The sequence below is a fragment of the Vulcanisaeta moutnovskia 768-28 genome (assembly GCF_000190315.1).
Taxonomy (GTDB): domain Archaea; phylum Thermoproteota; class Thermoprotei; order Thermoproteales; family Thermocladiaceae; genus Vulcanisaeta; species Vulcanisaeta moutnovskia.
In genome coordinates, this window is record NC_015151.1 from 1,357,035 (window position 1) to 1,375,375 (window position 18,341).

General features: G+C 43.5%; 21 protein-coding genes. 7 read left to right on the forward strand and 14 right to left on the reverse strand.

Annotated features, from left to right (window positions below):
• Positions 1–41: 41 nt before the first annotated feature.
• Positions 42–2,036 carry a 3-hydroxyacyl-CoA dehydrogenase/enoyl-CoA hydratase family protein gene (locus tag VMUT_RS07095; protein ID WP_013604742.1) on the reverse strand — a complete coding sequence of 665 codons (1,995 nt, stop codon included), beginning with the start codon at positions 2,034–2,036 and terminating at the stop codon, positions 42–44.
• 160 nt (positions 2,037–2,196) lie between these two features.
• Between VMUT_RS07095 and VMUT_RS07100 the strand changes: the two genes are divergently transcribed.
• From VMUT_RS07100 to VMUT_RS07115, 4 genes are all read left to right on the forward strand, one after another.
• Positions 2,197–3,411: a thiolase family protein gene (locus VMUT_RS07100; protein WP_013604743.1), complete on the forward strand. Its 1,215-nt coding sequence runs from the start codon at positions 2,197–2,199 to the stop codon at positions 3,409–3,411.
• Complete coding sequence (locus VMUT_RS07105; RefSeq protein ID WP_013604744.1) at positions 3,411–3,956, forward strand: Zn-ribbon domain-containing OB-fold protein; 546 nt, start codon at positions 3,411–3,413, stop codon at positions 3,954–3,956. Before VMUT_RS07100 ends, VMUT_RS07105 begins: the two co-directional genes overlap by 1 nt.
• 10 nt (positions 3,957–3,966) lie before the next feature.
• Positions 3,967–4,737: an enoyl-CoA hydratase-related protein gene (locus tag VMUT_RS07110; RefSeq protein WP_013604745.1), complete on the forward strand. Its 771-nt coding sequence runs from the start codon at positions 3,967–3,969 to the stop codon at positions 4,735–4,737.
• 106 nt (positions 4,738–4,843) lie between these two features.
• Positions 4,844–5,776 carry an amidohydrolase family protein gene (locus VMUT_RS07115; RefSeq protein ID WP_013604746.1) on the forward strand — a complete coding sequence of 311 codons (933 nt, stop codon included), beginning with the start codon at positions 4,844–4,846 and terminating at the stop codon, positions 5,774–5,776.
• Here VMUT_RS07115 and VMUT_RS07120 read toward each other — a convergent pair.
• The 3 genes from VMUT_RS07120 to VMUT_RS07130 form a co-directional block, all read right to left on the reverse strand.
• Positions 5,765–6,145, reverse strand: a complete 381-nt coding sequence (locus tag VMUT_RS07120) for an MBL fold metallo-hydrolase (protein WP_013604747.1) — start codon at positions 6,143–6,145, stop codon at positions 5,765–5,767. The two genes, VMUT_RS07115 and VMUT_RS07120, sit on opposite strands and share 12 nt — an antisense overlap.
• Before the next feature lie 5 nt (positions 6,146–6,150).
• A complete protein-coding gene (locus tag VMUT_RS07125; protein ID WP_013604748.1) occupies positions 6,151–7,809 on the reverse strand; it encodes a long-chain fatty acid--CoA ligase in 1,659 nt (552 codons plus the stop codon).
• A gap of 66 nt (positions 7,810–7,875) precedes the next feature.
• Positions 7,876–8,538: a class I SAM-dependent methyltransferase gene (locus VMUT_RS07130; RefSeq protein WP_237699623.1), complete on the reverse strand. Its 663-nt coding sequence runs from the start codon at positions 8,536–8,538 to the stop codon at positions 7,876–7,878.
• A 71-nt stretch (positions 8,539–8,609) separates the two neighbouring features.
• Here VMUT_RS07130 and VMUT_RS07135 point away from each other — a divergent pair, with 71 nt between their 5' ends.
• On the forward strand, positions 8,610–9,023 hold the full coding sequence (locus VMUT_RS07135) for a hypothetical protein (RefSeq protein ID WP_013604750.1): 414 nt from the start codon (positions 8,610–8,612) through the stop codon (positions 9,021–9,023).
• Between the two features lie 79 nt (positions 9,024–9,102).
• On the opposite strand, the gene VMUT_RS07140 is transcribed toward VMUT_RS07135, so the two are convergent.
• The 5 genes from VMUT_RS07140 to VMUT_RS07160 form a co-directional block, all read right to left on the reverse strand.
• Positions 9,103–9,798, reverse strand: coding sequence for a hypothetical protein (locus VMUT_RS07140; protein ID WP_013604751.1), 696 nt, complete (start codon positions 9,796–9,798; stop codon positions 9,103–9,105).
• 160 nt (positions 9,799–9,958) lie between these two features.
• A complete protein-coding gene (locus tag VMUT_RS07145; protein ID WP_013604752.1) occupies positions 9,959–10,357 on the reverse strand; it encodes an SWIM zinc finger family protein in 399 nt (132 codons plus the stop codon).
• Between the two features lie 82 nt (positions 10,358–10,439).
• Complete coding sequence (locus tag VMUT_RS07150; protein ID WP_048056933.1) at positions 10,440–10,667, reverse strand: hypothetical protein; 228 nt, start codon at positions 10,665–10,667, stop codon at positions 10,440–10,442.
• 69 nt (positions 10,668–10,736) lie between these two features.
• Positions 10,737–11,564, reverse strand: coding sequence for an inositol monophosphatase family protein (locus VMUT_RS07155; RefSeq protein WP_013604754.1), 828 nt, complete (start codon positions 11,562–11,564; stop codon positions 10,737–10,739).
• A gap of 50 nt (positions 11,565–11,614) precedes the next feature.
• On the reverse strand, positions 11,615–12,634 hold the full coding sequence (locus tag VMUT_RS07160; protein WP_237699624.1) for a metallophosphoesterase family protein: 1,020 nt from the start codon (positions 12,632–12,634) through the stop codon (positions 11,615–11,617).
• A gap of 194 nt (positions 12,635–12,828) precedes the next feature.
• Here VMUT_RS07160 and VMUT_RS12820 point away from each other — a divergent pair, with 194 nt between their 5' ends.
• Positions 12,829–12,969, forward strand: a complete 141-nt coding sequence (locus VMUT_RS12820; protein ID WP_158304798.1) for a hypothetical protein — start codon at positions 12,829–12,831, stop codon at positions 12,967–12,969.
• 25 nt (positions 12,970–12,994) lie between these two features.
• On the forward strand, positions 12,995–13,288 hold the full coding sequence (locus VMUT_RS12295; protein WP_013604756.1) for an ATPase: 294 nt from the start codon (positions 12,995–12,997) through the stop codon (positions 13,286–13,288).
• A gap of 29 nt (positions 13,289–13,317) precedes the next feature.
• Here VMUT_RS12295 and cas6 read toward each other — a convergent pair whose 3' ends face one another.
• The 5 genes from cas6 to VMUT_RS07190 are packed head-to-tail and all read right to left on the reverse strand — an operon-like array spanning position 13,318 to position 18,327.
• Entirely contained in the window at positions 13,318–14,148 is an 831-nt protein-coding gene (cas6, locus tag VMUT_RS07170; protein WP_013604757.1) for a CRISPR system precrRNA processing endoribonuclease RAMP protein Cas6, read from the reverse strand.
• Positions 14,145–14,849 carry a CRISPR-associated endonuclease Cas3'' gene (locus VMUT_RS07175; RefSeq protein ID WP_013604758.1) on the reverse strand — a complete coding sequence of 235 codons (705 nt, stop codon included), beginning with the start codon at positions 14,847–14,849 and terminating at the stop codon, positions 14,145–14,147. Before VMUT_RS07175 ends, cas6 begins: the two co-directional genes overlap by 4 nt.
• Before the next feature lie 2 nt (positions 14,850–14,851).
• Complete coding sequence (gene cas3, locus VMUT_RS07180; RefSeq protein ID WP_013604759.1) at positions 14,852–16,474, reverse strand: CRISPR-associated helicase Cas3'; 1,623 nt, start codon at positions 16,472–16,474, stop codon at positions 14,852–14,854.
• Positions 16,464–17,471: a hypothetical protein gene (locus VMUT_RS07185; RefSeq protein ID WP_048056935.1), complete on the reverse strand. Its 1,008-nt coding sequence runs from the start codon at positions 17,469–17,471 to the stop codon at positions 16,464–16,466. Before VMUT_RS07185 ends, cas3 begins: the two co-directional genes overlap by 11 nt.
• Positions 17,464–18,327 (reverse strand): Cas5 family CRISPR-associated protein, encoded by an 864-nt coding sequence (locus tag VMUT_RS07190; protein WP_148224703.1) that lies wholly within the window; start codon positions 18,325–18,327, stop codon positions 17,464–17,466. Before VMUT_RS07190 ends, VMUT_RS07185 begins: the two co-directional genes overlap by 8 nt.
• Positions 18,328–18,341 lie beyond the last annotated feature (14 nt).

An 18,341-nucleotide genomic window follows, 5' to 3' on the forward strand; every position in this document is an offset into this window, starting at 1 on the left:
ACCTGGATTTTAAGTAATGTTGCTATTTATACTATATACCATTATTCACCCTTAAACTCAGGCCTCCTACGCATGGCAAAGGCCATAACCCCCTCCTGGGCGTCCTTCGTGTTCACAGCCATACTGAAGAAGGCCGCCTCGAGCAGCATGCCTATGTCAACTGGTACCTGTGTTCCGAAGTTCACTGCATACTTCGCGTAGGTCAGTGCTATTGGTGGACCTTGGGCTAATCTAATTGCGAATGACCTAACCTCATCCTCAAACTTCTCCTTGGGTACGACCCTATTAACAAGGCCAATCCTATACGCCTCATCAGCCTTAATCCTATCGCCAAGCATTATCAACTCCTTAGCCCTACCAAGGCCAACATACCTAATCAACCTCTGTGTACCACCAGCACCTGGTATTATGCCTAGGGTGATCTCAGGCTGGCCAAACTCGGACTTGTCAGTGACTATTCTGAAGTCGCAGGCCATTGCGATTTCTAGGCCACCACCAAGTGCGTAACCATCAATAGCCGCTATCACGGGCTTGGGGAACCTCTCAATCTTACTTACAGCGTCCTGGAACCTCCTATTATACAGGAAGAAGTAGTAGGTGTGTAGTGGGCCTTGGAATGAGGTAACATCAGCACCAGCCGAGAAAGCCCTATCGCCAGCACCCCTTATTACGACAACCCTAACCTCCTTATCATCCCAGAGCATATCAAGCGCCCTACCTATCTCCTCAAGCATTGTCAGGGTTAAGGCATTAAGCCTCTGTGGCCTGTTGAGTATTATCCAGGCGAGCGGTGGCTCCTTCTTGAGTATTATCTCCTTAAACTCAGTCACGCCAACAGCACCATACTCGTAGAATCCCCTACCACTCTTCTGCCCGAGCTTACCCTCCTGAACCATCTGCATGAGTAACGGGTCTGGTTTAAACAATTCATAACCATACTTAGAGTACAACTGATTAAGTGCGTTAACAACCTTGTCAATGCCGAACTCATCAGCATACTCAAGAACTCCCTTTGGCCAGCCAAGGCCTAGCTTAACGCCCTTATCAATATCCTCCCTAGAGGCAATACCCTGCCTAAGCAGCCATGCTGCCATGTTTATTGCCGGTGCAAATACCTGTACTAGGTCAACCTTCTCACCAGCCTCCCTGGGTATGTTAGCCCTCTCGTACGGGCCACCCTTATACTCATAGAAGCCACGACCGCTCTTCTGACCAAGCCAGCCCTTCTTATATAGGTCCTCAATTAATGGGCATGGGACCCTAAGCATTGGGTCCCTCTCAGCAACTGCAAAGCCAACTAGGTAGCCAACGTCTATGCCCGTGAAGTCCTGAAGCTCGAAAATACCCATTGGTAAACCAGCCCTGTATTTAACGGCTGAGTCAATCTCAACAATGGAGTACACGTTATTAGCGACTAATAGGCATGCAGCTGAGTTCAGCGCTATTAATATTCTGTTTACCACGAATCCAGGTACGTCCTTATTAACCATTATTGGCTCCTTACCGAGGCTCTTAACGAAGTCATAGGCCCTCCTGGCGACCTCGTCGCTTGTTTGGGCACCCTTAATAACCTCAACAAGGGGCATTAGTACTGGTGGATTGAAGAAGTGAATTCCAACGACCCTCTCAGGCCTCTTTGTGGCGCTTGCAATCTCGGTTATTGGTAAACTACTCGTGTTCGTGGCCAGTATTGCGTGCGGAGGCGCATTTGCGTCTGCCTCAGAAAATATCTGCTTCTTAAGGTCAAGTTTTTCGGGTACTGCCTCAATCATTATGTCAATATTCTTAACGGCCTCAGCCACTGATAATGAAGTCTTTATGCGACTCATGATCTCATTAACCTTCTCCTTACTTATTGTACCCCTCTCAGCCAGCTTGTCAAGGCTCCACTTAATCCTTTCCAGGGCTTTATTTAGATAGTCCTGAGATACATCAACAATCACAACCTCATAACCCGCCAGGGCAGATACTTCGGCTATTCCATGGCCCATTGTACCTGCTCCTATCACCGCAACCCTCCTAATTTGCGTACTCATCAGTCACTCTGGCTCTAGGTAAGTTATTAAGTGCGATCTCAATTTACTCAAATTATTTGTGTCGAGGGTGTATATAATGAATATAGTGATAATGATTAAGCAATAGTGAACAGAGGGGCATTATTATTTAAGGTGCTTCTCGAGGAGTAATATGGGAATTATGAGGGGGGTTGCGGTTGTTGGGATTGGCCATGCGAAGTTTGGGCGTAGGACCGACACAACCTTAGGTGAGCTTGCCTGGGAGGCTGTTAAGGAGGCACTTGAGGATGCAAGGCTTGATCAGAAGGATATTCAGTACTTCGTTGTTGGTAATGCAGGTGGTTGGAGCGCCGAGTCATTACCCGCCGTGATTGTTGGTGAGTACTGTGGGTTAAGTCCGAAGGGTACTATGAGGGTTGAGGCGGCATGCGCCACTGGTAGTGCTGCCCTCTATAATGCCTACTTAGCCGTGGCTTCGGGAATGGCCGACATAGCCATGGCAATAGGTGTGGAGAAAATGTACGAATCACCAACACCAACAGTTGTTGAATTCATTGGTAGGGCAGGTAATTACTTCTGGGAGTTTGAGAACTTTGGTTTAACATTCCCAGGTTATTATGCACTATACATGACGGCTTACATGAATAGATTTGGAGCCACTGAGGAGGACTTCTGCAGGGTTGCCGTTAAGAACCATTATTACGGATCAATAAACCCCAAGGCCCAGTTCTATGGGTTGAAAATAAACATTGATCAATGCCTCAAGTCCAGGTATGTGGCCTGGCCCATTAAACTCTACGACTCAAGCCCAATAACCGATGGCGCAGCCGCAGCGATACTAGTCAGTGAAGAGTTGGCTAGGAAGATAACGGACACGCCAGTGTGGATTAGATCCGTGGGCGTGGCAACAGGTACAGCAAACCTGAGTAGGAGACCCGACTTCATAGGGCTCGATGCAGCCTACCAAGCAGCTGAGCAAGCGTTCAAGAGGATTGGCATCGAGCATAGGGACACTTGGAAGTACTTCGATGTTGCTAATGTTCATGATTGCTTCACGATAGCTGAGGTCATGGCTTACGAGGACCTGGGATTCGTGGAAAGGGGCATGGGTATTCAACTGGTTAGGAATGAACAGACCTACAAGGGTGGCTTAATACCCGTTAATCTGGATGGCGGTCTCAAGGCAAAGGGCCATCCCATAGGGGCTACGGGGGTTAGTATGGCTGTTGAGATGACCAAGCAGTTAAGGCAGGGTGTTGAGCCTAGGGATAGGCAGGCCGATATCTATACTGGTTGGGCATTGGCGCATAACGTTGGTGGTACTGGCCATTACGCTTATGTAACTATATACTCACTTGATAAGGATGGTTCGCCGAAGGTGAAGCCCAAGAGGTGATGGTGATGTCCCTGGAGGCTAAGTATGAGGAGTTTTGGAGGCAATCTATTAAGCAGCTGAATGAAGTTGTCAAGGCCACTGGACTACCCATAGCGCCTGATGAGAAGGGTCAATACAGCTTGTGGTATGATGTTAGGGAGATGAGGCTTAGGTTCTCGATTAGTGTTGAGAGGATTAAGAAGTTCTTTGATGGTTTGAGGGAGGGCAAGATCTACGCCACCAGATGCAGGAGGTGCGGTAGGTATTACTTCCCGCCCCAGGTGGATTGCCCGTACTGTAAGGTCAGTGATATGGATTGGGTTGAGACTAGTGGTGAGGGTGAATTACTAACCTATACCGTAATAAACACGAAGCCCTTAACATACTCGCACTATCCAGATTACATAGTGGCTATTGCAAGGATGAGGGAGGGATTCAATGTGCTGGCTTGGTTGAGGGTTGATGATCCAAGGAAGGTTAAGGTTGGCATGAGGGTTAAGCTTCAGGTTGTTAAGAGGGAGCCTGAGGGTTACTTAACGTATGAATTCATACCTATGGAGCAATAGGTGGTGCTGAATGTATAGGTACTTGGTTATTGATGAGAGGGATTCCGTAACTATATTCACGCTTAATAGGCCGGAGAGATTGAATGCATTAGGGCCTGAGCTCAGGGCTGAGTTATTGGATGCGCTGCGTAGGTTCAATAATGACCCGAAAAAGAGGGTTGGCATAATAACCGGTTCTGGTAAGGCGTTCTCGGCGGGTGCCGACATATCAACTAAGCCAAGTGAGCCTGGAACCGTCAATCTTGAGGACGAACTTAGGAACTCCTTCCACCTAATTCTGAGGGAGATAAGGTTTAGTGATAAGTTATTCATTGCGGCGATTAATGGTGTAGCCGCGGGCGCCGGTATTAGTCTTGCCGTCGCATGTGATTTCGCCTTTGCGTCAAAGAGTTCTAGGTTTGTTATGGCGTTTCAAAACATTGGGTTAGCACCTGATACTGGGTTAACGCTTATGATGGCTAGATTAGTTGGTGCCAAGGCACTTAGGTACCTGCTAGTTGGTGGTGAGTTCACGGCTGAGGAGGCTGAGTCCATGGGACTCATCAAGGTTGTTGATGACCCATTAGGAGAGGCCATTAAGTTTGCTAATGAGATTGCTCAAGGTCCATTTAGAGCATACGTACATAGTAAGAAATTGATTAATGAAGCGTTGTTTAAGGACCTTGAGCAGTTCCTAGTGACCGAGGCCAGGTTACAGGGTGAGTTGGGTAATACCCATGATTTTATTGAGGGTGTTTCAGCATTCCTAGAGAAGAGGAGGCCTAGGTTTGTTGGTTATTGATCATTTTATATTTATAAAATGATTATCATTAAGTACTTAACTCAGTGTTCATAAGTTAAAATATGATGTATTATTTTTAAATAGCAGTTGATTAATCCTCTTATTAATGCAGAACTACTACTTCATTGATTTCCACGTGCATCCAGCTGCGGAACTTATTCGATTAAGGAACAAGCTTCATAATGCTGGGGCTGTTGCATCAGCCCTCTACCCAATTGATATTGACCCAACGCTTAGTCTAACCCTTCATGGCCTATACAGATTAGCTAGGGACTTGGGTATGTACGTTGATGTTAAGTCCGTGGTTAGGGAGATTTATGACTTGATTAGTAGGTGGCCTGAGTACATGATTGATAATATGAAGCTTTGGTATGAGATCTTTAAGGAGGGTGTCAGTGATTTCTTCATACCCTTCTCAAGCATAAACCCAAGCTTTGGTGGTAGGTATGTTAAGCAGAAGATTAGGGAGATGGAGCACTTAGGCCTTAGGGGTGTGTTTGTCTCGCCAACACTTCAATTCTTCAACCCAGCCACAAGCCCAGCCTTTAAGCAGTTGATGGAGTATGCAGAGAAGAATAATGTGTTAGTAATAATGCACTTGGGAATGCCTAGGGATGTTGATGAGAGGGTCGTAACACATATAATGCCCAAGAACCTTATGGAAATTCTTGAGGAATATAGGCCTTACATGGTAATCAGTGGCCTTGGAACATCACCCGATAGATTTAATCTCTGGGTTAGGGAGGTTCTTAGGGTAATGAGGAAGTACGATAATACCTACCTAAGCACCCCCGGAATTAATTGCTACCTATTCAATGATGAATCAGCAAGGCCCGTACTAAATACCTTAGGCCCAGAGAGAATACTATTTGGTAGTGGCTATCCCTACAGAAGATTTAGGGATTTAATGAGCGATGTTAAGTGCATTGAGGGTAGTGATGGTATTAGTAATGTTGATAAGGAGGTGATAATGATGAATAACGCAATTGACTTGTTTAAATACCATGGATTCAGGATCAACGAGAACCTAAGTACCTAGGCTTATTGGGCTTCCATGGCCAGGATAAATAACCCTAGGTCTCAAACTAAGTAGTTTATTGAAGCTCCTCATTGCCTTATCCATGTTAAGTGTGAATCCTCTTGGCGGTAGTGCTGGTTTTCCGCCATGCTCAGTAATGGTGTCTCCCGTAAATAATAAACCATCCTTGAAGTAAGCCGTACTACCAGGTGTATGGCCAGGCGCGTATATTGCCCTATAACCCTCAACGACATCACCATCATTAACCTTAACATCAACATTCACGGGCCTAGTCCTCATTAATGATGAGACAATTGATTGAAGAAAACTCGCAGTCCTGGGCCTCTCCCTACCCTCAATAATTCCCGACTCAAGTAATGACGCAACCACCTTAACTAAGAGTTCACTTGAAATCTTTCCTTAAGCACCTTCTTATCCACCTTACCAGTACTCGTCTTTGGTAATTCGGACTCAATAATCACCACCTTATCTGGTATCCACCACTTCGGCATTTTACCCTCATTAACAAGGCCTATTAGGTAGTCCTTGATTTCGTCCTCGGTAATTCTTCGGCCAGGTTTGGGAACTACAATGGCCACGGGCCTCTCACCCCACTTCGGGTGTGGAACACCAATAACGGCGACTTCATAAACCGCCGGGTGCGTGCTAATTAGGTCTTCAAGCCTCGTACTTGATATCCACTCACCACCGCTCTTAATCACATCCTTAGCCCTATCCATTATCCATATGTAGTCCTCGCTATCCCAAACGGCTATGTCGTCCGTGTGGAACCAACCATCACGCCAGGCATTCCTAGTCTTCTCAGGATCATTTAGGTACTCTTTAATTATCCATGGAGCCCTAACCACTAATTCACCCATTGTCTTCCCATCCCTAGGCACATCCCTACCCTGCTCATCAACAATCCTAATATCCACTAGTGGTATTGGTAGACCGGCGCTAAGTACGAGTTCCCTCTTCCTGTCCTCGGGCCAATTCCTCATGTTTGGTTTCTCCATTGACAGCAGGATTACTGGGGCTGTCTCTGTTAGGCCGAAGCCCTGAACCACGTGTATACCCCTCCTACTTGCCTCCTCGAGTAAGCCCCTTGGTAGCGCCGCGCCGCCTATTATGAATTTCAATCCCCTAAGGTCATACCTAGGGGAGTCTGGGTGATAGAGTAGGTTATAGAGTATTGTTGGTACTCCGTTAATTATTGTCACGCCTTCATCCTTAATCAACCTCAGTATCCAACCCCACTCGAATTGCCCTGGATAGACCTGCTTAATACCAGTGAGGGTGGATATGTATGGTAATCCCCAGGCATGTACATGGAACATTGGCACGAGGGGCATTGCAACGTCATAAATACTCGCGTTAATTGGTGGTGCGGTTATTGATAATGCGACTGACATTGCATGAAGGACTAACTGCCTATGCGTGAAGTATGTGCCCTTCGGCCTACCCGTAGTACCTGATGTGAACATCATTGTGGCTACGGTATTCTCATTAAGTTCAGGGAATTTGTACGGCCTAGCATCCTTAATTAAATCCTCATACCAATAAACCTCGGCTCCATCGAACGTAACCTCCCCATGCTCCTGCTTATCACTCATTATTACAACCTTCCTTATTGTCTTCACAAGCGATACAGCAACCCTCGCAAGTGGTGTGAAGTCCTCATTAATGAATAATACCTCATCCTGTGCCTGGAGCATTGTGTATATTATGTCCTCAGGAGCAAGTAGTACATTTACGGTGTGTAGTATAGCGCCGTACATGGGTATGCCGTAGTAAAGCTCGTAATGCCTAATGGTGTTCCAATCAAGTACGGCAACCCTACTGCCGAACTTACCTGGACCGCCGGAATTCACACCCAATTCCTCAAGTACCGAGCCAAGCCTTTGTATTCTGTCCCACTCCTTGGCATAGCTTGACCTAGTTATGGGGCCATTGGGTGGCGCATTAATAATCTCAACATCAGGATATAGTTGGGCAGCCCTGCGTATTATCTTGTCCAGCGTTAATTGATAATCATAGTACTGGGCGCACATTACTAAGCCACTGCGTGAATTTAGTCATAATGCGAATAAAGCATTGCCTATATATTGGTTATATACCTATTTCCGTGAAACTACGTAATAATTAATAAAACCACCAATCCTAATGACGCCATTCTTAATAACATTAAGGCCGGCATTAATGACCTCACCCTCCAACTCACCCTTCCTGTAAAGCCTATAGAACCTAAGAACCTCCCTATCAAGGCCGTAACTCCACGGCAAATAACCCTCACAATCACTCAACCCCCTTAGGCGCCTTAGTACTTCCCCCTCACAACCCCATACGGTAGTTATGAAAGCACCACCAATCCTAAGCACTCTACGAATCTCCCTAAGTGCATCCATAATTAAGTTCTTTGGTATGTGATGAAGCACAGCAATGGACACCACTAGATCCAGTGACTCAGTCCTGATTGGTATGTGAGTACTTGAACAATTAATCCACTCAATACCTCCCCCTGAAGCCCTTATCATGCCAATACTCAACTCACAACCAATATACATGGAATTTCCCAGGAATTTCCTCAAAACCTCCAGGTTACCACCAGCCCCAGCACCAACATCAAGCACCAAGCGTGGTGCTAATTCCCTAATGAAATCACCAACCTCACTAAGCAAAGCCCCAGCCAGCAAACCGCCTTCCCTTGTCTCGGGATATGCCCTAGAAATAATGTCGTAGGCCTCCATAACCCTCCTCAGGTATTCCACGAAATAATACATGTTAAGCACCCTTAAAATCTTAATTATGGATACGTTAGTGGCTTATTATTTTCGGTGAGAAATCACTATTGATGTATCTAGTTAAGGATAGGATAAGCGCCATCACGCTTGTAAATGAACTAGAGAGGCTCATTAGGGAGAATGGTGTTAAGTCAGTACTCGTGGACTTTGAGAAGAAAACACCGGGATTCGTAGCCCTATTATCCCTGGGAGGCAAGGATCGATCCAATGATGAACCTGAGATCTACTTTACCCTAAGTGATGGTGAGTTGATTAAGAGGGATTTCGAGGATCAATCCCTTGAGTATTACGTGGTTAAGGACGCAACATGGGTTATTTATGGAGTTGTTTTCACACAGCATGGTAAAGAGGAGGGTACTATGCATATTACGATAGGTGGTTCAGGTAAGGCTAGGCGTATGCTTGAGAACGCCATTAGTGAGTTGGCTAGGAAAAGGCACGTTGATATTAACATAACTTACTAGAGCCAAGTTAACCTCAAAGGCGAAAATGTAGGGAAATTAAATTGACATTTTTAATTATTTTAATGCCTTGTCATTAAACTCATGAGCTACTGGTCGCATTCGTGAACTCCACAGTAATTGTTGAATTCGTTGATAGCATTACCTCAGTGTGGAATGAACCATACGGTGTTTCCGTATAGTTTATTGCCGTACCATCGACATAAACCCCCTCAAGGGTATATCCATAGAACGGCCACGCTATTATAAATAACGTGGTATTCACGGGTAGAACCATTGATTGGATGGTTGGGCCATTAATAATTAGTGATTGTGTCGTTATAAATCCTGGTGTACTAAGTATCATTATTATGCCTCCTCCACTCGTTACATTAATTGTGGCGTTAACATAGGAGACGCAATTAATAGCTATCATTTCGTAATTGGCACCCTCTGATAATGCTATGCTGCTTGATGGTTCATAGGTTATTGATGGATACTCGCAATTTGTGGTTGACGCAACGTTGAATGTGACTATTGTTCCAGGCTCGCCAACGTATGCTGGCCCAAAGACTTGGGAGCCACTTCCCTGGTAATACGCGTACCATACATTGGAGGCGTTTGCGTATATTGTCCAGGTGGTGTAGTTTGGTGCTGTGATGTTTATGAGTACGTATGATGATGGCGGTGGAGTTGATGAGGATTCATCATAAATACTTGCGGACAATGTGTAGTGGGTTATTAGTAATACCGTGATAGAGAGTATTATTGCCAATAATAGGTATTTCTTCCAGGTCATAGTTAATCAATTTATTCACTAATGTATCTTTTTAAGAAGTAATTAGTATGTATGTCCAGTGAATTAATGCTTTGATTACTTCATGAGGGTTGCCATACATAATATTAAAGACACGACCTTTTACGCTAGGTATCTACCCTCAACAAATAGTAAACCTATTTTATACCCGCTCATTGTCCTGTGTCTGTTTTAACCATGTTAATTCATTAAGATTAAGCCACTTACCGTACTTAATCACACTGAGCATGTTCCACATTATGAGTCCCGCGACCATGTGCTTACAAACCTCGCCCCTAATTACGGAGGCCTCGCAGGTGCATTTTGCGCCGTATGGGCCTACGGATACGTAGTAGTACGCATTATCCCTAGTCTCTGATGGGACCCTCAGTCTTATGCCATTTATTGAGTTACCATCGTCTCTAACATCAATTATCACTGAACGTTGGGCTAACCTGTATGAATCGAGGACCTTATCTACCCTCCAGTTTATTTTACCAGCTAGCTCTAGTAGCCATTCCTTCAACTTCTTATTCAATTGCGGTGTTAACTCCTCCGACAATTAAATCACCAGTATTGCTTCGTTAGATATTCCGTATTTGACTTAAATTAATCTTTCTGGTTCATGAACAAGTATTACCCACTTAATGAACATTAATTGCCAATTCAAGGTATAATTCATCAATAACAGAGTTCCAATCAAATATTAATGAACCATCAATATTTCTCAATGCCCTCCTGGCCGCATCACGTAATCTCCAACTAGCCCTAAGGCCGCACCTTGTGCAATAAATGGTGACGCTTTCCTCATTCTCCTCCATAAACAATGCACCTCCACACCTTGGACAATCAAGGTTTAGTCTAATCCTCATTAAATTCACGTTAAGTAAACGCCTATTTAACCCCTCCTAACTAATTAGCTAATTAGAACAGCAAAACTTTCACTTGACACCCAATAACCCAAGAAAACCCCTTATGAAATCACTATTCCTACTAACAATCAGGCTAAACCTCCTATCACTACTAACCAACTCACTCCCCAAATCACCACCGCCCAGCGTGTATGTATTGGTCCTCATCGCCCTGGCAATTACGTAGGCGCCGGCTATGTCGAATATCCTAAGCCTATTCCTAAGGTCCATGAAGGCTAGGAACCTACCAATTGATGCCATGACCATCTCGAGACTAGCAGCACCAAGACTCCTAATCTTAAACCTACCGAACCTATCATAAATCCCCCTAAGCCCCATAAGCAATTTCTCATTTACATCTGGCTCCAGGTAAAGCGATATTACTGGCTTATCAATATCCTCATTAAGGTCGTTAAGATCATCACCCCTAAAATCAACACCCTTCAGACCGCCGTAATAGAGCGCGTCCTTCTCCACGTAATAAACAACGCCATCCGTCAAATCACTAAACCTGGGAGTACTGCTGTACTTACCCGCTGCAATTGATATTGAGTAGAAGGGTATACCGAGTACGAAGTTTAATGACCCATCTAATGGGTCAACCACGAATACGTACTCAGGCTCACCACCACCAACCTCAACAACACCCCTCTCCTCAGTATTTACGACAGCCCTCAAACCCTCCTCCTCAACACCCTTGATTATTAAATCCTCAACCTCAAGGTCAATACGCCTGGAAACATCTGTTGAACCCCTCCTCATTATTTGCCTATAGTTTAGATCCTCAGCCTTGGATCTGACGAATGAACCCGCCTTAATGGCCAGGTCCTTTATTAGTGTTTCAAGGTTTACCTCCACGTTGAGCCTCTCTCGAATGCCTTATTTAAAAATCCTACCTAATCCAGCCCTTAGCCCTTGACTAGGAAGTAATTCTTCAATTTATTATCCTCAATAATTAGGTAAGCCATCCTAAGCACACCCTCCGAATATTCACTACCTGTGTTAATCACAGGGACCTTGGCACCTGAATTACTCCTCACATAGTCAATGCCAGGAGCTTCATGTATGTGACCGTGCATCCCCATCAATGGTGAGTACTCCTCAATCAAAGCCCTCACCGACTTACTACCCACGTGAGTCCTCACAATCTCGCCACCCCTAACCACGGGCTTAAAGTCCTTATTCAATTGATAAGCCTGATCAATGAGTGTGTTGTATGGTGGATCATGAATAACCATTATCAATCTACCAAGCCTTGTCTGATCAACACTCCAAATCAACTTCTCAACCCTTGCCCCAAGTTCCTCCTCACTGACCTCCCTAGGTGTGTTCCAGGGCGTTGGTGTTGAGTACCCAAAGCCCAGGAAGTAGTAGCCATTGAACTCAATAACATCCTCATCAATAGGCACTAACACGTCAGAGGCTTGCTTCCTCACGTAATCCGCAATTTCGGGATAGTCATCATTACCCGGCATTATTAACAGCTTGACACCGGCCTCCCTGTACCTAGCAACGACCTTGCCCAGGTCCTCCTCCAGGGCATTGATCATGAGCTTGACAAAGGTCTCCCTAACACTATCCCTATTACTGGCTAGTTCCTCATAACCAGCCTTATCAGTAACGAATGGGTAATAACCCCTACCCCTCAAATCCTTAACTACCTTGTTAAGGTCCTTATCACCCACTGCCTTCACATCACCAAAGACATTAACCAAGTACTTACTAACGCCGGAACCAAGGCTGAAGGAGCCATCATCCCTAATAATAGGCACCAAGGCCTTGCCAGTAAGGTCACCAGCGAAGACCACGACATCAGCCTTATAGAACTTAATGGCATTAGACAACTTACCATACGCCACACTAGAGCCATGTAGATCCGAAACAAGTAAAACCCTTAACTTACCCACGAAGTCCTCCGTTTTAAACAATATTTAAACCTAACCCATCAAAATAAAGGAAATACAAACCAAGCCATTTAAACAAATAATTAAACAAAAAAGTAAAGCAAAGGATCATTAGCTGGTACTACCACTTGTAACTGGTGGTACCAGTGTTTTTCGATCTAAAAACCCCAGGAATATACTAAGGAATTGTATGACTTCAAAACTAACCTGGTCAGTTAATGATGCGCTACAGGGATGATGGGATTGCAGTGATTCTAGGCCTTAGGAGGATGGGCAAGTCTAGTCTGTTAAGGAGTTTCTTAAATAGTTATGGGGTACTGCATATACTGATTGACGCAAGAAGAATAGTGATTAATTAGGGTAGGATGAGCATTAGGGGGTTTCATGATTGAGCCTTCACAGGCCTTAATCAACTTTCTACGGCAGAGATCTAATGCTAGGGATAGATTACTGGGTTTATTACGTAACATTGATGGAATTTCAGTAAATACATCACCACTGAGCGTATCTATATCATGGCATAGAGGCAGGGCCGTATTAACATCATTACCAGAGACCGTGAATAAAGTTGCAGAGGATCTAGGCGAAATGATTATCCTAGTAATTGATGAGGTTCGGAACTGGGGGGCCTTGGGACTTAATATACCCATGCTACTGACCTACATTTATGATAACTAGGTTAAGAATGGCTATTACGAAAAACACAGTTAACGCAATAGGTGCTGCCCCAGCACGTCAACATTAACATAACCAAGACCCAACGCCCTATTCTTACCCACACCATAGGCATTAGCAACATCAAGAAGGAGCCTAAACAAACCAGGCCTATCCGTATAGGTAACATACTCAGCAACACCATTAAACGCAGGAAGCCTCCTACCCCTACCCAGGTTAATCATGAGTCTCCTAACCCTCATGCTAAGAACCTCCGTGTTAAAGACCAAGTCCTTAACAAAGCCCTTAAAATCGGCATCATTAATAATGCCAATTAACGGCTCACCACCCTTACTAATCAACGCATTACTACCCCTCAAAACCCTAACAAGAGTTAGGGCGGCTGAGGAGAAGAACCTGGCAGGACTAGGCCAAGTAACATATTGACTCCTAAAAATAAACGAAGTAGGCCAAAACCTAACACGCCAATGAATAACAGCCCTAATATCCTCATTTTCACCGTGATCTTTACTTATCAGCTCTGAGTTATTCAAGTTAATTTTTATGATATTAAGCACTTCACCAGTTGATAATTGGAACATGGGACTTGTAAACGCCTCAATGGCTCCTGGGCAATCTACCTCATTACAGAACAGCGAGACTCTGAACCAGTAATGATTCCCTGGACTTAAAACGTTTACAACGGCATTCTTTAAATCAAGTATAGGTGTCGATGTAAAGGGTTTCTCTCTAGCACCGTGCTGTACCTTAACGTTTATACTTTCAAGGGTCTCATTAATTACCCTATTTACAAATCTACCATTCCATGTTCTAAATCTTATTGGATGCTCAATAGAGAAGTAAATAATTAATGATACAATCATATTTTATCACGCCTATTCCTTCTTGCTGTTTTTCCGTCAACCTCGTTTAGGATTCCCGTTAAGGCGGTTATGCCGAACCATCGATTCTGCTGGATGATTGATTGCAAGGGCTTTAGTGGGTCGTTACCCAGTGGGTAGAGGTAGAGGACGTTGCTTGTTTTTACTTCCTTTATTAATTCATTGATTATGTCCTTGCCTAAGTCGCTGACTACGGTTGATTCCCCATAAGTTAATGCTTTGATTACGTCCTTAATGCATTGCTTGTGGATTGGGAGAACTGGTGATTCTTTAATGCCGAGTTCATTCGACACGCCTCCGTATGCCTTGTTGGCGTCGTACCTTTGCGCGTAGTGGTGAAGCATTATTGGGTAGGTGATGAGGGTCTTAATTGTTTCATCGACATTTCTCGTGGTAAGGACGTAGTTCACTGCAAATGCTGAGTAGAACTCGTGCTTGCTGAACCCCTTCTCTAGCTCTCTTTGGTACTTGGTATGTGCCTTCCCAATATCATGGAGTAACCCAATTAGGAAGATAATGTCTTGAGATACCTTGGTGTCGATACCATACGCCTTACTTAGTTTTTTGCTTATTCTCTTAAAGTCGGGGTGCTTAAGCATGCCCTCGGCAACATTAATTAAATGAATACCTAAGGGCTCCAGCTTCTCCTTAATGCCGTGATTAGGGTAGTTTGCCCAGCACATGATCATGCACCCCTATAGCAATTAGGCTTGATTATCATGATTGGCGTGGCTTCGTAATTCTCTACGAATTTTCCATAAGCATTGGCTATTCTATCTGGGTCTCTGAAGTCCTGGACTAAAGATGAGTCAGAAATAAGTACTGGCTCTTCATCAACGTAACCCAACGACTCAATGCAGTCAATCGGTGCATTATCGAGATCCGTCGTGTATGAATCAAGCACGACATCGTCAGGACTCGCACGTGCGAATTCGTCCCTCCCTCTTACATAAACCTCGATTAATTCCTTCCTAGCCAGGTTAAAGTTAAACTGCTTATTAAATAGGTAATTAATTAAGTCGTGAGGTATATAGGGTCTTTCTAATGCCTTGAAGCTTAGTAAATAATCGTGAGACACCTCGATTTCCTTATACGGCTTGAATTCCTCAAGCATTTCAACATAGCTAATATTGCCATCCTTTGAATACGGTAATCTCCAATTAATTTTACTGCCTTTCTTCATTAAGTAATCACATAACTTCTTACTATACTTGATGTTATCATTCCCATCATCCTCACATATGAAGTATAGTTCACCATTACACTCACTATACCTACAAATTCTCCCGACCCTCTGTACAAGGCTTGCCGCATCATCGGGTGTTGTTATTAATACATTAAATGATTTATCAATACCAGCCTCAATCGCGCTAGTGCCAACAAGTACTTTATATTTATCATTATCCAAGTTATTAATGACGCTGCTCCTATCTCTTCTTGTTAATTCGCCATGTACTAAGCCAACGGGAATACCCCTATTTTTTAATTCCTCGTAGAGCTTCGTTACAAAGCCAATATTGTTAATGACAATGAGTACGTTCTTTTCATCATTATTGACGAGCTTTATTACCTTATTAATAATATCAATGGGTTTGGCGTTCATGAAGTTAATGCTATATCTTGTATTACCGATTTTTTCCTCGAAATCGACGTCGCGTATGATGATATTATTATTGTTACTTTCATCCTTACTTCCAAGCCTGATAAAGACTGCGTCAGGCAGTACATTACTTATTGCGCTTCTCACGTTTTGCGTTAATGTAGCAGACATAATGATTACTGGATCTTCAGCATTCTTTAGTAGTTCTAAGCTAGCTAAGAAACCCGTTAACATCTTTTTCTCACGTGGATCAATAAGTATATGAGCTTCATCAAAAATAACACTAGATGTATATATTCTTGCAAATGGAATATAATAATGACGCAATTCCCTGAATACCTCGGTAATGGGTATCTTAAACGTATTATGAATGAAGGAATCAAACGTGGTTATGTTATAATCAGCATCAAAAAACGGTGACTTCCTAATAATCTTTCCCTTATCAATCGTTATATTATGAATACCAGCTTGATAAGCAACTTTATCGTTGAGTATTCCATAAAATCTTCTGGCTAAATCCTCAACAACAGCCCTAAGCGGCAGTACATGAATGACCCTGTCCTCGGGAATACCGAGTTCACTTAGCTTCCTATAGATTTCCAGACCACCGGTGCTCTTGCCATAACCCGTCGGCAACTCAAGAATAATGTGATTATGCCCACCCTCAATGAGTTCCAGGGCTTTATTAATGCCTGGCCTAATATTCATGGTATAATCCCCCCATCATAGATAATTCATGAATCAAATCATGCGAGCGATCGCCTAGCTCCTTCCTGACTTCCTCGTTCCCTAATGTTGTTATTGCATATCTTATGAATTCATAAACTGGCAATAGGCTATGAGTATTCGTATACGTAATCACGGCCTCGCTAACTTTGTTAAGTAGATCCCTTGCTATTGGGTAATTAATGAGCATGGTTAGGCTATGAATAAACGATGCGAGTCTAAGGTTATTAACATGCTTAATGATGCTTGTTAAGTCTATCATTGAAGCACCACTATCCGTTACATCATACATGACTACTCCTCTCTCAAGCAAGTCCTTAATCCTAGTGCTTAATCCCTCTTTGCGAAGTGCGTCGACAATTAGTGCCGCCGAACCAACAAGTTTTGTTGCGTTGCTTATTTCCTTCTTAAATTTATTAATGCTCCTCACGAAGAAATTAACCAAGTTATAGACGTTTCTTTGCAATAAAAAGTCAATGTCAAGAAATAAGTACGACTCGCCAGTATACGTCAATGCCTTACCCAACTTGGCTAGCTTGGCGATTGCCCTCGGCACGCTTACCGCATTGCCTGTTTTTTCTCCCGCTCCACCAAATACCCTCGTATACTCCTTGAATTCGAAATTCATGAAGCAGTCAGTGTTTATTTTAACATAGGCCTCGAAGTCATTCGGATCCAGTAAGTCATCATTGGTTAAATTATTCACGCACGGCTTCCAAACACTGTTAACTTTAGATTTCTTGCTATGGCTCAGTAATTCTTGAATTTTCTCGTTAATTGTCTTCAATGTGTTATCGCTTTTTATTAATGCAGGGTCAATTGAACCCTCAAATGGGTCGTTTGGCGCATTAATCGTTAATGCAAGTGCATATCTTACAAACCACGAATAGCTCAGGTACTTATAACTATAGAGATTATCGAAGTTAATCACCACTGTCCCACCTGTTTCTTTATCCACTATCGATTTTTTGCTAGGCATTTTCAATCACCTCTCTCGGAATAACGATGAATTCCTTCATTCCGTCAATAGTCACCTCATACGTAATTGCCTTGGTCGAGTCCACCATAATGGTTGAATTAAATAAGCCATGTGGTACATACACGTCTTCTTCATGCACAGAGCCGTTTATGTAGATTGGCATTTGCCATAATGATGCATTCATGGGTTCGCCCTTAATGGGTTCCTTAGGCACATAAAACCTGCTGTTGAATGAAACGTCACCTAATGGCTTAAGTTCATTAAGTCCTACGAGCTTAACATCGCGTACAACGACTAAATCTTCCTTCCTTCCAATCCTTACAATTTGCCAAGCATACTTCACTAATTCCTCATTATTCACGATATAAGCAATATATGATGTACCGTTGAATACCGTAATGCCCCTCGACGCAACTGCGAATGTATTAGCAATAACCTCTTTATATTGTTTAATACACTCATTATTACTTCCATATTTGTTTTCTGTCGCCTTCAATCCGTAATTCTCGATTTCAGTAAACACGTCAATGCACTTGCTAATGATACTTGTACTCATTTCCTTTAGACGCCTCTGGTACGTTATCGACATCGCCCTCTCGAGAGTCATGACTGTAGCGTAGGGCGCAGCCCTAAATGTTACGTAATGAATACCTATATTGTATGCTTCCTTATAAAGATTGTCTGGATTTGGCTCACGAACACCGTACTTATCCTCCATTACAGGATAGAGTAAGGCTCCAATAAGTGTTAATGGTGTTGGAACAGGAATACTACGTGACGCTAATACGTGGGGAGGTAAAATAGAGAAAGTCTCTAAATCGACTGTAACGAGAATGAGGAATTTTGATTTTAACATAGTCTATACCCTCA

Coding starts and splice junctions, on each gene's coding strand:
- VMUT_RS07095 (WP_013604742.1), bottom strand. CDS start 2,036: ATGAGTACGCAAATTAGGAGGGTTGCGGTGATAGGAGCAGGTACAATG.
- VMUT_RS07100 (WP_013604743.1), top strand. CDS start 2,197: ATGAGGGGGGTTGCGGTTGTTGGGATTGGCCATGCGAAGTTTGGGCGT.
- VMUT_RS07105 (WP_013604744.1), top strand. CDS start 3,411: ATGGTGATGTCCCTGGAGGCTAAGTATGAGGAGTTTTGGAGGCAATCT.
- VMUT_RS07110 (WP_013604745.1), top strand. CDS start 3,967: ATGTATAGGTACTTGGTTATTGATGAGAGGGATTCCGTAACTATATTC.
- VMUT_RS07115 (WP_013604746.1), top strand. CDS start 4,844: ATGCAGAACTACTACTTCATTGATTTCCACGTGCATCCAGCTGCGGAA.
- VMUT_RS07125 (WP_013604748.1), bottom strand. CDS start 7,809: ATGTGCGCCCAGTACTATGATTATCAATTAACGCTGGACAAGATAATA.
- VMUT_RS07130 (WP_237699623.1), bottom strand. CDS start 8,538: ATGTATTATTTCGTGGAATACCTGAGGAGGGTTATGGAGGCCTACGAC.
- VMUT_RS07135 (WP_013604750.1), top strand. CDS start 8,610: ATGTATCTAGTTAAGGATAGGATAAGCGCCATCACGCTTGTAAATGAA.
- VMUT_RS07140 (WP_013604751.1), bottom strand. CDS start 9,798: ATGACCTGGAAGAAATACCTATTATTGGCAATAATACTCTCTATCACG.
- VMUT_RS07150 (WP_048056933.1), bottom strand. CDS start 10,667: ATGAGGATTAGACTAAACCTTGATTGTCCAAGGTGTGGAGGTGCATTG.
- VMUT_RS12820 (WP_158304798.1), top strand. CDS start 12,829: ATGATGCGCTACAGGGATGATGGGATTGCAGTGATTCTAGGCCTTAGG.
- VMUT_RS12295 (WP_013604756.1), top strand. CDS start 12,995: ATGATTGAGCCTTCACAGGCCTTAATCAACTTTCTACGGCAGAGATCT.
- cas6 (WP_013604757.1), bottom strand. CDS start 14,148: ATGATTGTATCATTAATTATTTACTTCTCTATTGAGCATCCAATAAGA.
- VMUT_RS07175 (WP_013604758.1), bottom strand. CDS start 14,849: ATGTGCTGGGCAAACTACCCTAATCACGGCATTAAGGAGAAGCTGGAG.
- cas3 (WP_013604759.1), bottom strand. CDS start 16,474: ATGAATATTAGGCCAGGCATTAATAAAGCCCTGGAACTCATTGAGGGT.
- VMUT_RS07185 (WP_048056935.1), bottom strand. CDS start 17,471: ATGCCTAGCAAAAAATCGATAGTGGATAAAGAAACAGGTGGGACAGTG.
- VMUT_RS07190 (WP_148224703.1), bottom strand. CDS start 18,327: ATGTTAAAATCAAAATTCCTCATTCTCGTTACAGTCGATTTAGAGACT.